The 12,919-nt window shown below is 68.8% G+C and carries 12 protein-coding genes; 2 read left to right on the top strand and 10 right to left on the bottom strand.

Annotated features, from left to right (window positions below; genetic code table 11):
- Nucleotides 1-56 precede the first annotated feature (56 nt).
- Complete coding sequence (locus AC3ET3_RS35300; RefSeq protein ID WP_435613658.1) at nucleotides 57-962, bottom strand: ParA family protein; 906 nt, start codon at nucleotides 960-962, stop codon at nucleotides 57-59.
- Between the two features lie 318 nt (nucleotides 963-1,280).
- Complete coding sequence (locus AC3ET3_RS35295) at nucleotides 1,281-2,441, bottom strand: ParB/RepB/Spo0J family partition protein (RefSeq protein WP_435613657.1); 1,161 nt, start codon at nucleotides 2,439-2,441, stop codon at nucleotides 1,281-1,283.
- A 347-nt stretch (nucleotides 2,442-2,788) separates the two neighbouring features.
- Here AC3ET3_RS35295 and AC3ET3_RS35290 point away from each other — a divergent pair, with 347 nt between their 5' ends.
- Nucleotides 2,789-4,669 (top strand): DUF2637 domain-containing protein, encoded by a 1,881-nt coding sequence (locus AC3ET3_RS35290; protein WP_435613656.1) that lies wholly within the window; start codon nucleotides 2,789-2,791, stop codon nucleotides 4,667-4,669.
- 172 nt (nucleotides 4,670-4,841) lie between these two features.
- Complete coding sequence (locus AC3ET3_RS35285; RefSeq protein ID WP_435613655.1) at nucleotides 4,842-5,282, top strand: hypothetical protein; 441 nt, start codon at nucleotides 4,842-4,844, stop codon at nucleotides 5,280-5,282.
- Between the two features lie 30 nt (nucleotides 5,283-5,312).
- On the opposite strand, the gene AC3ET3_RS35280 is transcribed toward AC3ET3_RS35285, so the two are convergent.
- The 8 genes from AC3ET3_RS35280 to AC3ET3_RS35245 form a co-directional block, all read right to left on the bottom strand.
- Entirely contained in the window at nucleotides 5,313-8,711 is a 3,399-nt protein-coding gene (locus AC3ET3_RS35280; protein ID WP_435613654.1) for a LysM peptidoglycan-binding domain-containing protein, read from the bottom strand.
- Nucleotides 8,711-9,157, bottom strand: coding sequence for a TadE/TadG family type IV pilus assembly protein (locus tag AC3ET3_RS35275; protein WP_435613653.1), 447 nt, complete (start codon nucleotides 9,155-9,157; stop codon nucleotides 8,711-8,713). Before AC3ET3_RS35275 ends, AC3ET3_RS35280 begins: the two co-directional genes overlap by 1 nt.
- The gene (locus AC3ET3_RS35270) at nucleotides 9,157-9,600 is read right to left on the bottom strand and encodes a TadE/TadG family type IV pilus assembly protein (protein ID WP_435613652.1); all 444 of its coding nucleotides are present in this window, start codon (nucleotides 9,598-9,600) and stop codon (nucleotides 9,157-9,159) included. The genes AC3ET3_RS35275 and AC3ET3_RS35270 overlap by 1 nt, the downstream gene beginning before the upstream one ends.
- 14 nt (nucleotides 9,601-9,614) lie before the next feature.
- Nucleotides 9,615-10,034 carry a TadE/TadG family type IV pilus assembly protein gene (locus AC3ET3_RS35265; protein WP_435613651.1) on the bottom strand — a complete coding sequence of 140 codons (420 nt, stop codon included), beginning with the start codon at nucleotides 10,032-10,034 and terminating at the stop codon, nucleotides 9,615-9,617.
- A complete protein-coding gene (locus AC3ET3_RS35260) occupies nucleotides 10,031-10,252 on the bottom strand; it encodes a hypothetical protein (RefSeq protein WP_435613650.1) in 222 nt (73 codons plus the stop codon). The genes AC3ET3_RS35265 and AC3ET3_RS35260 overlap by 4 nt, the downstream gene beginning before the upstream one ends.
- 41 nt (nucleotides 10,253-10,293) lie before the next feature.
- Entirely contained in the window at nucleotides 10,294-11,178 is an 885-nt protein-coding gene (locus AC3ET3_RS35255) for a type II secretion system F family protein (protein WP_435613649.1), read from the bottom strand.
- On the bottom strand, nucleotides 11,175-12,125 hold the full coding sequence (locus tag AC3ET3_RS35250; RefSeq protein ID WP_435613648.1) for a type II secretion system F family protein: 951 nt from the start codon (nucleotides 12,123-12,125) through the stop codon (nucleotides 11,175-11,177). The genes AC3ET3_RS35255 and AC3ET3_RS35250 overlap by 4 nt, the downstream gene beginning before the upstream one ends.
- The coding region (locus tag AC3ET3_RS35245; protein ID WP_435613647.1) for an ATPase, T2SS/T4P/T4SS family at nucleotides 12,122-12,919 on the bottom strand (798 nt) is incomplete at its 5' end. The genes AC3ET3_RS35245 and AC3ET3_RS35250, both read right to left, overlap by 4 nt.

Raw genomic sequence — 12,919 nt, 5'->3', positions numbered from 1 at the left:
CCCCCCCCCCCCCCCCCCCCCCCCCACTGCTGCGTGACTGATTGCGGCGCAATCATTTACCGGCGAGTGAACCCGAGCGCCTGGGTCACCAGGTAGTAGTCATCAGTGGCGGACATCGCCGTTTCAGGGGTGAGCTTCGACGGGTTCTCGGTGCAGGGGTCGTAGAAGCGCAGCGCCTTCTGAGCGGCGTACGCCTCGGGGATGCGGGGGCTCCTGCGCACCGTGGGGAGCACGAGCTCCTCATAGGCTTCCTTTGCCTGCTGCTGACTGTCGTCGTACACGGCGCCCTGGTTGCGGGTTGTCGGGCAGTCCACGATCAGGATGTTGGACAGCTCAGCTGCGGCTCCCATGGCCGAGAAGGTGTCCCGGATTTCGTCGATTTTTGCTTCCATGCGGGTCAGGGCGCGGAGTTCCTTCCAGCCCGGCTTGACGCAGGCTACGACCTCGCTTGCAGCGACGATCGCATTCACGACGATCAAACCGAGGTTGCCGGGGCAGTCAATGAGGATGAGGTCGTAGGTGTCCCGGACCCTTTCGATCTGCGACCGAAGCCAGAACTCTCGGCCTGTCTTCGGCGCGAGCAACTGCTCGGCCTCTTCCAGGGAACTGGACCCCAGCACGACGAAGAGGTTGGGAATCGACTTCGTGCCGTCTTCACCGATCGGGCCGGCCATGGCCTGCACCACAGCGTCCTCGAGCTTGGCTGCCCCGGTGAGAACGTCGTAGAGGTTCGCCTGATTGGGGATGTCATCCGGATTGTCGTAGCCGACGGCTGCTGACGCATCGCACTGCGCGTCGGCATCGATCACCAGTGTGGTGAGACCGAGATCTGCCGCGCAGGCCCCGATATTCACGGCCGAGGTCGTCTTGCCGGCGCCGCCGCTCTGGTTCGTGAGAGCGAGCACGCGGGCGATACGACTGGTGGTTGCCGTTGCAGCGGCGCGGTTTTGGGACGAAGTCATGAGGGAGCCTCCACGAATGATTGCGGCGCAATCAGTCCCGGATGGGGATGGTGCGCGTTATGTCGCGTGATCAACGACTGCAGATGGAAGGGATTGATACCGGGCGGCATGACCTTCTGACAGCGGATCCCGCGTGGTGGTGCTGCTGGCGCCAGTGTTGATTGCGCCGCAATCACAGACCGTTCGAGGCCGGCGCCGTGCTTCGGCGACGGACCCCGAAGACCATGCAACTACCGGGCCGCACGTTACAGGGCCCACCGCCGCAAAAACTAGTCGCCCCACCGGGTTCCACCGGTAGGGCGACTCTGGGCAACTTGTTCAGGAGGAGAGCAGAGCCTTCAGCTCGTCAATCTCATCGGGCTCCAAGAGCTCCATGATGTTGAGCGCCAGATCCTCAACACTGCGCACCACGATCACACCACGCGGCTCGGCATCCGTCGCTACGGGCGTTGCAGCGGCATCTGGCTGCGGAGACTTGCTGTCAGCAGACGTGCTGCCAGTTGGGAGGGATGGTTGGGAAAGGGGGGCTGCAGGCTGCCTACCAGAAGCTTCCGGAGACGGAGTCGTGGCCGACGGCTCACTCGTTCGGGGCTCCGGAAGAGGCGCCACCGCAGGCTCGGCTGCCTCCTCATTGATTGCGCCGCAATCACCGGCTTCCTCGGTTACGGGAATGGCCTGCTGCTCGGCAGGAACCTTGCTGATGACAGCGGCCTGCGCTGAGGTCAGGTCCCCACGTACGAAGGCCTCCTGAAGATCGGGACGCAACCGAGCGAAGACGGTCGCAGCCTCCCGGACGGGAAGGAGGAGCCGCTCCTGTGTGCTGGCGCCGTCCTCGTCGCTGACGTCGAGCAACTGCTGCTCTTTCAGCCAGTGGTCGATGGTCGCCTGCTGGAGAGCGGGCACGAGGCGAAGCAGGGCGACACGATGCGACACGTAGGTCTGAGAGCAGCCGACTCGCTTGGCGAGTTCCCGCTGGGACAGTTGCTTGCCCGCATCGTCCCTCTCGTCGAGGGCCTCCTGGAACTCCAGCGCCTCTTCGATTGGATTGAGGGCCATCCGCTGCAGGTTCTCTTGGATGGCCGCGATACGAAGGCTCGGCACCTCACGACGCACCAGAATGGGCACTTCGGTAAGGCCGGCCCTCAGCGCTGCGGCTAGACGCCGATGCCCGTGGTGGACGACGAACAGCACTCCATCCGCTACGCGAGCCTCCACGACCTCCTTGTGCTGCGGATAGATCTCCACGTAGACATCCGGCGGGATCACCGTCATAGCGGTGTTCATCCCGTCGGTACGGAGCGTGTCAGCCAACTCGTCAATCTTCAGCAGCTTCCTGCGCCCGTTCTCCGGGCTCGGCATCAGCTGATCGGGACGCACGGTCGGCAGCCCCTGCGGTACGAGACGGGCCTGTTGGGTGGCTGCCTTGCGGGCTGCCCTCTCGGCGGCAAGGTCTCGCTTGAGGCCGGGTTTCTGAGGCATGGGCTTCTCCGTGGGGATGCTGAGTTGACGCGGTCGCGAGCTTATCGGCCGCCGACACCCGTACAGCGTTCTCGGGGGTGATTGCGGCGCAATCACCCCCGAGAACCGAGCCCTAACTAGGCCATTTGCGCATCTTCCGGGAACGTAGGACCTGATACATAAGCGCCCTTGGGTCGCGAGGAGACTGGTGGCAGGCCGGAAGGCACGAGAGGTTGAAAAGCCCCTAGATGATCACCATTCGCTTCCGATTGACCGCCCATGCGACGCGAACAGTCCCACCCACGCCTCGTACATGGGAGTGTGAGACCTGAGCACAACGAGCCGAGACATAAGGGAGAGGCAACAACGTGACGGCGGCAGGGAACGGCGTACAACCCGTACTCACCCGGGCGCACCGGATCCTGATTGGCACAGTCGTCACCGGCGCTGTGATCATCGCCGGCATCGGTTTCACAGGGTCCTACGCGGCTGTCCGTGAGCTGGCTATCGCGAAGGGCTTCGGGGACTTCTCCTACGTCTTCCCGATCGGCATCGACGCCGGCATCTGCGTCCTGCTGGCTCTTGACTTGCTGCTGACCTGGATCCGCATCCCCTTCCCGCTGCTGCGGCAGACAGCCTGGCTCCTGACGGCCGCCACCATCGCCTTCAACGGCGCGGCAGCCTGGCCCGACCCGCTGGGCGTGGGCATGCACGCGGTGATCCCGGTCCTGTTCGTCGTCGCGGTTGAGGCCGCCCGGCACGCGATCGGCCGGATCGCCGACATCACCGCCGACAAGCACATGGAGGGCGTCCGCCTCACCCGCTGGCTCCTCTCGCCGATCCCCACGTTCCTGCTTTGGCGCCGCATGAAGCTGTGGGAGCTGCGCTCCTACGAGCAGGTCATCAAGCTCGAACAGGAACGCCTCGTCTACCAGGCCAGCCTCCGCTCCCGTTTCGGCCGCGCCTGGCGCCGCAAGGCCCCGGTGGAGTCGCTTATGCCGCTCCGCCTAGCCCGCTACGGCGTCCCCCTGGCCGAGACGGCCCCGGCCGGCCTTGCTGCTGCGGGCATTGACGAGCTTCCGATTCAGTTCACTGTCGAGCGGACTCCGGTTCCGGCTCAGCGGCAGAGCGCCGAACTCGAGGCCGCCGTCAACCAGGAGAAGGAACTGGCGCCGGTGCGCGGCGTCCAACTCCAGCCGGTGGAGCAACCGCGCACCGCACCCTCGGAGCCATCGCACGGCCTTGCGGACGAAGGGCACGCCCAACACCTCGCCAACGCCTACCAAGACTGGATCGCCGCCTTCGGATTCGAGCCCACCAGCTCGCAGTTCGCTGTGTGGCTCCAAGAACAGTACGGCATCGCCACCGCGGCTGGCGGGCCACTGTCCGACGAACAGCTCGAACCCCTGCTGCAGCTCCTCAAGCAGCGCCACATGCCCGCAGCCGGGGACGGGACCGAACCCCAAGCCCCGAGCGACACGGACGACGGATGGGGTGACTACTTCTACAACGCGTGGCTCGCGTACGCGCAGGAGCACGGGGCGTACCCCGATGCGGACGCCCTCGCCGCGTACGTCTACGAACGGGACCAGATCACCGGCGGCAACGGCCAGCCCATCACAGGCGCAGACCTGGAGTACTTCGTCTCCACCTTCCGGCAGCGCGAGTTCGACGAGACAGAGCCGCCCGCCGACGGGGAAGCCACCGAGCCCGCCGCGCAGGCACCCGTTGGCGAGCCCCTCCCGAACGAGGAGGAGTCTGCGGAGACACCGGCCGGCGTGGGCGCGCACCCTGCCAAGGAGACGCGCAGCCCCCGGGTGAGCGCCCCCATCGACGAGCCGCCGGGCGAGGACGACGCGACCGGGGAGCCCGCCGCGCTCACCACCGTCGACCGCTACTACCTCGCCTGGACCGAGTACCAGACCGAGCACGGCGAGGAACCCAAGGCCGAGCAGCTCTCCGCCTACCTCGCCAGCAAGAAGGGCATGACCGGCCGCGGCGGAAAGCCGGTCAGCCCCTCCACCCTGCGCCGCTACCTCCTGCCGTTCCGCGTCTACAACTTCTGGGCGGAACAGCGGGTGCGCAACGAAACCCCGTCGCTCGACGCCATTGCGCAAGAGTGCGCAGCCCACGGGATCACCGCGCAGCACAACCGGCCCCTCACAGCCGACTACATCGCCGAGCAGGCCGTCGACTTCGAACGGCGCTGGCAGGCACTGACCCGCCACCACGCGCAGCCACAGCAGTAAGAAGCCTCGCCCTGCTCGTCACTGCGCAACAGCAAGCCAGCCAGCGCCAACGGCTGCGCAGTCAAGAAAAAGCGCAGGTCAGCCCAGCATTGCGCAGCCGCGATGCCCATTGCGCAGCCAGGGCGCACAGCGGTCGGCGCACTGCGCACCCGCCACCGAGACAGGAGGAACCATGCGCGCCCTGCGCATTGCCCCCGACACCACCGTCACGGAACTCGACCTGCCCGAGACCGGCGCGCACTCCGCGATCCAAGACCACATCGGAACGACCGACGCGGTTGATCAAGGCGTGTACCACCGACGAGCCATCCTGCACATCCAAGGAGGCGGACGCGCGAACAGGCTCGCGCAGAACATCACCGCATGGGCCCTGGCGAGCGCCTGGCGCGGCATCTCCCTGTACCCGATCCACGGGCCGGTCATCGTCACCGGACGTGCTCAGGACGGGGGAGTGGCTGCCTTGGACGACGACCTGGCCCAGCACGCGCACGCGGTTGCGCAGACCGTACGGGAAACACTGGGGGAGTGGCGCAGCCGGCCGCCCGCGTCCAACGAGGTGGCCCTCAGCGAACTGCTCGCCTACGCGGCCCGAGACGTTGCCCCCAGCCAGTAGCCGCACCGCCCGGCCGTTGCGCACCTGCGGCTACAAGGCCTTGCGTACCGCCGTGCCCGAGCTGTTGAGGAGCTCGTTGATGAGCTGAGAGGTCTCCATCTCCAACGAGCAGTCCAAATCCCGGTTGACCTGTTGCACGCGGGTGATCGCGGTGTGCAGTCCGGAGCGGTTCCCGCGAGCAGCCTCAAGACGCATCCAATCCCTATAGAGGAGCTCCGCCGTAGGGTCGACGTCGAGACCGGTTGCGACGGCCTGGCGGGCGGCGCAGAGGTCGTGGTGGGGGCCTGCGGGGATGCGGTAGGTGGCCACGGTGTGCGCGACGTCGACGATCCGCGTGATCATTTCCTGAGCGTGGGGCTCAGCCCAGGGCAGCGGCCGGCCGCCGAACGGCTTGCCCCGCACCAGAGCCAGAGCCTTCTCCAAGTCGCTCAGGCCGGACGGGCCAAGCGGCAGCGCGCGTTCGACGAGCTGGAGGAAACGGCTCCAGTCGCATCGCACACCGGGAGCGAGCCGGTACGGATCCTCGCCGGCTTTGCGGCGCGGCACATATAGGTTGCCGGACGAGTCGCTGCCCAGGGAGCTGCGCAGACCCTGCATCCGCGCGTTGAGGGTGCTTGTCGACCACGGGCTGACGGGATCCATGTCGGCACACAGCATGTCCGCGCTCCGGCCGGGCCGGAAGTACAACAAGGCGGCCAGCTGCGCCATCCTGGGGCCGTGACCGGTGCTGTCCACGCCCGTCACCTCGACCGGCCCCAGCACCCGGATCTCCGGGGCGTGCAGGTCCTGCGTCTCGCACTCTTCCCCCGCCGGCACCGCAGGCTCCTCGACGGCGGCCCCCGGGGCGTCAGACTCCGCAGCGCTTGCCGCGTTGGTGGAGTCCGTAGCGGCGGGGGAGAGGAGCCGGAGCCCGGATGGATCGGTGCTGGCGGCGAGCAGGGCCGGGAAGACCTCGCTGCTCACGTCCGTTGCCGCCGCCGGTGACGGGATCGAGGCTGCAGTGGTTGCGGGCGCGGACTCCTCCGGCGACGCGTGCTCGGGCTGCTGCGCGCTGTCGAGCTCGTCAGGGACGTCTTCCCAGGGCCCCTCGGCCGGGTGGGACGGCTGCCCGGACACCTTCAACGCGGTGGTGATCTGAAGGTAGGCGGCGTGCTCCAGGCGCTGCACCGTGATGTCGGTGCCGGCGTACTCGAGGGTCTGCGGGTCGCTGAGGGAAGCGTTGAGGATCTCCGCCTCGGGGAAACGAGCAGCCGCCGTACTCGCAGGGGCGATCAGCGCGACGGGTACCGCCCCCGCCCGAGAGATCACGTCGGCGAACTGCCAGGCCGTGTCCTCATCCAAGGAGGACGCACACAGCAGCAGATACGACTGATGCTGAGTCTCGGGCATCTGATGTGCTTCCAACAGGCGTTCGCTCAGATCACGCAGCGCGTGCGTGGCCTGACGCATGTGGGCGATCCGCGCGGTGGGCAGCAGCTGCGGCAGGTCCTCACCGAAGCCGACGGTGACGACCTCGACGTCGGCCGCCCACGGACTCATCCCGAGTTCCAGGGCGAGCGAGGTGCACACCTCGGTGATGTGGACCGGATTGCCGTCCAGCAGCAGCGCGGGCAGCTGCGCGAGGTTGAGCAGCAGCAGGTCGCCCGCCTCGGTGCTGCCGATCGTGACCAGCCCCGGATACGGTGCCGGCACGTCGCGGGCGGCCTCCTCGTCCAGGAGGGCGGCCTCAACGGGCAGGACCCACCAGCCGCCCGGCCCGGCAGTGAAAGGTGCCACGGGTTCCTGTACGAGGTCCTCGGGCAGCACCTGAACCGCGCGGGTCCCGATCCGGGCGGCCCGCAGCGGCGGCAGGACCGCGCCGGCCTCCTGCTGCTGGGCGACGTGGTGGGCCAGGGTCCGCAGCGCCACGTCCAGGCGGGCAGCACCGCCGGGCTCGGCGGCCGCCGCCAACTGCGCCTCCGCCGGGGAGATCTCCGCTGCGATGGCAATCTTCTCGCCCGGCTTGCGGCGTCGGCGCTGCAGCGTCCGGCGCAGGGCGAGCGCCCCGGTGATCGCAGCGGCGAGCAGCGCGCCGGCGCCGAGCACGATACGCAAGTTCAGCGGGCTGCTGGCCGGAGCTGTCGCCGGTGCCTCGGGCGCGGGGGAGGAGGCAGCGGAGCCGGACGGCTCGGCCGACGCCGACGGCGTAGCAGCAGAAGCCGAGGCGCTGGGCTCGGGAGTCGCGGACGCCGCCTCGGACAGTGAGGACTGACCCTGCCCGGACTGCTCGGCCGGACGACTGGACGGCGCGCTGGGTGCCGACGACTGCGGTGCAGGAGCCTGGGTCTGGCTGGGTGCGGGCGCTGGCGCATCCCCCGTGCTGCCGCCCGGCTTCTGCGTGTCGTCGGGGTTCTGGGTGGCCGGGGGAGCGGTGTCCTGGCTGCTGGACTCCTCGCCGTGGCCCCGGTCTTGGGACGGCTGATCGGACTGGGTACCGGGCACGGTGACCTGCTGCCCCGCGTAGATGACGTCGGGGTCGGTTATCTCGGGCAGTCCGTGCGGCTGCGGCTTGCCCCGGCTGGCCTCGAACAGCTGCGGCCAGTTGTCGCCGTCGCCGAGCTCCTTCTCTGCGATCTTCGACAGGTAGTCGCCGGAGTGGACCGTGACGACGTGCCCGCCCTTCTCCTCGGCAGCCGGGGCGCTGTCACTCAGCTGGGTACGGACGCCTCCCGCAGCCGTAGCGGTCTCGGGCATCTGAAGCTGCCAGCCGGGCTGCAGAAAGCTGTTCGCGCGGAAGACCGTGCCGTCGGCCATGGTCCGTCCCTCGTTCAGATCGGCGATCTCCCGCCACCGCTCGCCATCCCCCAACTCGTGTTCGGCGATGCCCCACAAGCTCTCCGCCGGCCGCGTCTCGCGCACCGTGTACATACGCGACGCCGACGTGCTCGCGGAGGATGAGGGTGAGGCCTGGTCGGCTTGGGCGGCTTCCTGCGGGGCATGGGACGCCTGACCCGGCAGAAGTCCCGCCGTGGGAGCTGGCGCGGCCTGGGCATCGGAGGCAAGCGCCGAGCTCGTGGGCAGCAGCACCAGGATGCTGCCGATCAGCAGGGCCGCGGCGCGCTGCGAGGCACCCATCCCTCGCGGGGCGTGCCAGGAACGGCCCCGCATCTGTGCGATCAGCTCGCGAACCGCGCAGAAGCTGAACTGCGCCCACCCGATCCAGCCCACCGCGACGAGCACCAGCAGAAACACGCTGCCGGTGTCCTGCCGGTCCAGCACGTGGGTGAGGTCGTCGTGGGTGGCAGCCCAGATGACCGGGGTGGCCCAAGCCAGCAGCAGCGGCAGCCCGGCGACCGCGGCGGCCAGGACGAGCAGGCTCATCACGGCCTTGAAGACCTGGGCCAGAGTGCGGCCCACCGCCGCGGCGGGGGAGCGGGTGGTGGTGCGCATCAGTTTCCTTCGGGAGCAGTGACGCCATGCAGGAGGGTGGCCTTGCCATGGCCGGTCACCGACAGAGAGCCGATCCCGACCACCGACAGGAACTTCGTGTCGTAGGAGCCGGTGACAGTGACGTTGAGGGTCTTGCCGTCGCCGGACACGCTGACCGTGCCGGTGGCGCCGGCGGAGCTCAGGTAGGCCTGCGCCGCGGCGGCCGCCGCTTGGGGATCGACGGTGATCGCGGTGCCGCTGATGGCATTGGCGGGGTCGATGGCCTGCCCGCCGGCCCGGGCGGCCTCGCCGGCGATGTAGTCGGCGCGCTCGGTGGCGCGCATCTTGCTGCCGCCGTCCACGGCGACGCCGATGATGCCGATCAGCGCCAGCACGCACACGGCGACGAACACGGTGACGCCGCCTCGGTCGTCACCGCGGGCCTGCCGAATCCGGTGCAAGATCATCAGTCACCTCGCTGTCTGTACTGGTCCACTACCGAGGTCGCCGTCGACGTGAGCGTCTTGGCTCCCGGCACGCCCGGCAGCAGCAGATCCGACAGATTGACCGTGCAGGTCACGGTCACGGTGACCGTGCCGACCTGCCCTACCGGCACACTCAGGCCGCCGGTGTTGACGCGGACGGATGTCGACGCGCACTTGATGCCCTGGTCGTTGAGGGACTCCGCGGCTGCTGACTGTGCGGCTCCTTGGGCGGCCGCCGCCGTGCGGTGAATGGATGCCTCCCGGGCCGCGTCCTCAGCCGCAGAGTCGATCTTCGCGCCGGAGGTGACGATCCGGCCGCCGGCGATCGCCAGGCACAGGAACATGATCAGCGACGGGAGGATGATGGCCGCCTCGATCGCGGCACTGCCCTCATCGCTGCGAAGCCTGTGAGCCAGGCGGGCCATGTCTCGCACGTGATTCACTCCCCCGGGACAGTCCAGCGCTCCACCGGGCCGGACGCCGACTGCGTGACCCGCAGGCCCGACAGACCCGGGATCATCGACAGGGCCGTGCCGGATACCTGGACCCGCACTCGCTGCCCGTCGCTGCTGGCGGAAACGCTGTAGCCGCTCAGGCTGTCACCCGCAGTGCGCGCCAGCACGGCCCGCGCCTGGGCTGCGCCGTCGGCCGGACTTGACTGGTAGGCACGGGCGGCGGTGGCGCCCTCGCGGGCGGCGGTCAGGGCGATCTGCCGCGCGTAGTACCACATGGACGCCTGGATGATGGCGACCGTGGCGAGCAGCACGAACGGGAAGATGATCGCCATCTGGATGCTGGTGTCACCGCGGTCGTCGCGCCATCTTCGCCCCTGCCACCAGTCCTTCAGCCGCTCGGTCACAGCCCGTTGAGCTTGCCGTTGTACTTGGCGATCACGACGGCGATAGTCCCGGCGATCAGGACGGCACCGGTGACGGCAGCCACCCAGATGATGACGGTCGTGGTGGAGATGTCGCCGCGGTCCGGTCGGCGGGCGGCCTCCTGCAGGCCTTCCTGCACGCGCGTGGTCAGACGGAGGACCGCGCCGTTGGCGCGGGTGCGGGCTGCGGTGTGCTTCATGTTCCTTACCTCTCTGGAGCGTTGAACGAGTCGGAGTGGTCTCAGACGGTCAGCATGCGGATCACTGCGGGGAAAGCCATCAGCAGCATCACCAAAACGGCCAAGAGAGCTCCCGGCGCGGTCATCTTCTCGCTGGCCGCGTTCGCCTCGGCGGCCTGATCAGCCAGCAGTTCCGCATTGAGCGCCGCGGTACGGGCCCGCAGCGCCTTGTAGACGGCGGCGCCGTCGGTGGCGCTGCCGCGCATGATGTCGGCGACGTCGTCCAGGACGGGCAGGTCGTACTCGTGGGCGAGTTCCGTGAGTGCTTGATACGGCGGGATCTTCTCCAGTCGTGCCCGGCGCAGTGCGCCCTGCAGGTACAGGAAGGGCCAGCCCTCGCCGACCTCGGCGGCCTTCTCCAACGCTTCGGCGGGGCCGGCGTCGGCGGCCCGCTTGAGCGCGACCAGGTCGAGGTAGGCGGACAGGGCGTGCGCGAACTCCTCCCTCGCCCGCTTGGCCTGGTCTCGCACGGCGAGGTCCGGGGTGATGAACAGCAGGGCTGCGACGATGAGTCCGACGCCGGCGGGCACGTAGAACGGCAGGCCGACGCCCGCGATGATCCACGGGATTGTCGCAATCACCGGGCAGAGCAGACCCAGCGCGGCGAGTGCGACCTTCTTGAGCATGAACTGGCCCGGTCCCTGCCCGAGCAGGGCCAGGTTCGTGGTGGGCACCCTCACGCCGGGAAGTCGCTCAAGGCGGGCCAGCAGCCACCGGCCCCACACCTCCTCGCGGTCCAGTTCCGGCTCGGGCATCGTCAACGTGGCCGGGGCACTGCGCTTGAGGGCTGGACCCAATGCTGGCTGGGGCTGCAGCAGTTCCCGGATAAGCAGTGCGACGCCGGCGCCGACCGTGCCGCCGGTCAGAACTACGGGGATCAGGTTCACGAGGCGGCCCCTTCCGGCTCGCGGGCGGCGACCGGCTTCTCCGGCTCCGGCGCGGGCGCAGGCAGCCGGACGGTGCTGGCCGGGTCGGTGACCAGGAAGCGGGGGATGCGGCGGAAGTTGCCCAACTGCCGCATCAGGGCGAGCACGCCGACGAATCCGGCCGTCAGGAAGGCGAGCACGAGCTGTCCCAACAGCGTGGAGTACGGCTTCGTGTAGCTGGGCACGAAGAACCCGGCCACTACGACGCCGACCGTGATGATGGTCATCCACCGCACGGTGGTGCGCGGCTTGGCCCGGTCGGCCTCGATGGCGCGCTTGCGGGCGACCTCCTCGCGGACGGTGCCCGACAGGTCCTCCAAGGCCTGAGCCAGGCCCGGGCCGCGGTCGTTGACGGACAGGATGAGCGCCGCGGTCACCTTGTCCGATGTGACATCGTCCAGTTCGTCGGCGAACGCGCGCAGCGCTCTTTCCGGCCGCCAGCCCAGGCGCAGCCGGTCGGAGAGGTTGATGATCTGCGGGGCGAGTTCGTCCGGCGCGCCCTGACGGCTGGTAATCATCGCCTGTTCCAGGCCCATGCCCAGCCGCAGCAGGCCGGCCAGCCGCTGCGTCCACTCGCTGAGTGCCTCCAGCTGGCCGATGCGCTCCTGCGCCATCTGCGCCGGAGTGATCAGCCAGGGCACGCCGATGACGGCTGCGCCCAGCAGTGCACCGGCGACGAAGTTCCCTGATATCAGCCACACGGCTACGAAGACCACGACGGCCGCGACCACGAGGGTTCGCCGCCGCATCCGGGCGTCCTCGCTCCGGTTCTTCCCGCCGCGCAGGGCCTGCCACCGCTGACGCAGCGGGGCCCGCCGCGGCGCCGTGGTGCCCACGACACCGGCCACGACACCGATCAGCCCGCCGATCACGGCCATGCCGCTCAGCAGCCCGAACAGCAGGGTCATCGGCTCACCCCCACCTTCAGCGGCAACGGCGCCGGCCAGGCTCCGTAGGGCTGTTGCAGCAGCGAGGAGTCGAAGCCGACGCGACGCAGGTCGTCGATGCAGCCCGGGTCCATCTTCGGAACCGCCCGCAGCTCTCCCCACTCGCGGCCGGGGGCGAAGATTTCATTGGTGGCGGGGCGGCCGTTCTCGCCGATGCCTGTCAGTTCCAGGACGTGGGAGACGTAGCGGTGGCGGCGGCCGCCGATCTGCGTCTCGTCCGTCATGTCGACGTACACGATGAAGTCGAGGCCGTTGGCGGTCTGCCGGTAGGCGAGCTGCTCGGAGAGGTTTTCCTGGGCGAGCGCGTACAGCTCGGCGATCCGGTCGAAGATGATGTCCGGCCGCCGCGCGTGGATGGTGCACAGGTTGCCGCCGGAGCCGTTTGTCAACGCCTGCATCATAGCGACGACTTCGGGGCCGCGGACCTCGCCGACCACGATCCGCTCCAGCGACATCCGCAGCGCGGGATGCATCAGGTCCAGGAGCGTGACCTCACCGGCGCCGCGCCCGGTGACGTCCTTCTCCCCGTTGGACTCCCGCCCGACCAGGGAGACGACCTGCTTGTGGTAGCCGTTGGCGTGGGCGAACAGCTCGTCCTCGGTCTGGATGGTCGCGAACCGGCACTCGGGGTCGAACTCCTTGAGCATCGCCCGCATCAGCGTGGTCTTACCGGCCTTTTGCTTCCCCGCGATCATGATGTTCTTCTCGGCGCGTACGGCGGCGCCGAGGAACTCGCGCAGGATCGGGTCGATGGT

It is taken from the genome of Streptomyces sp. bgisy159, from assembly GCF_057707805.1.
Note: the sequence above shows the minus strand (reverse complement) of the source record. Positions and strands in the feature narration are given on the sequence as shown.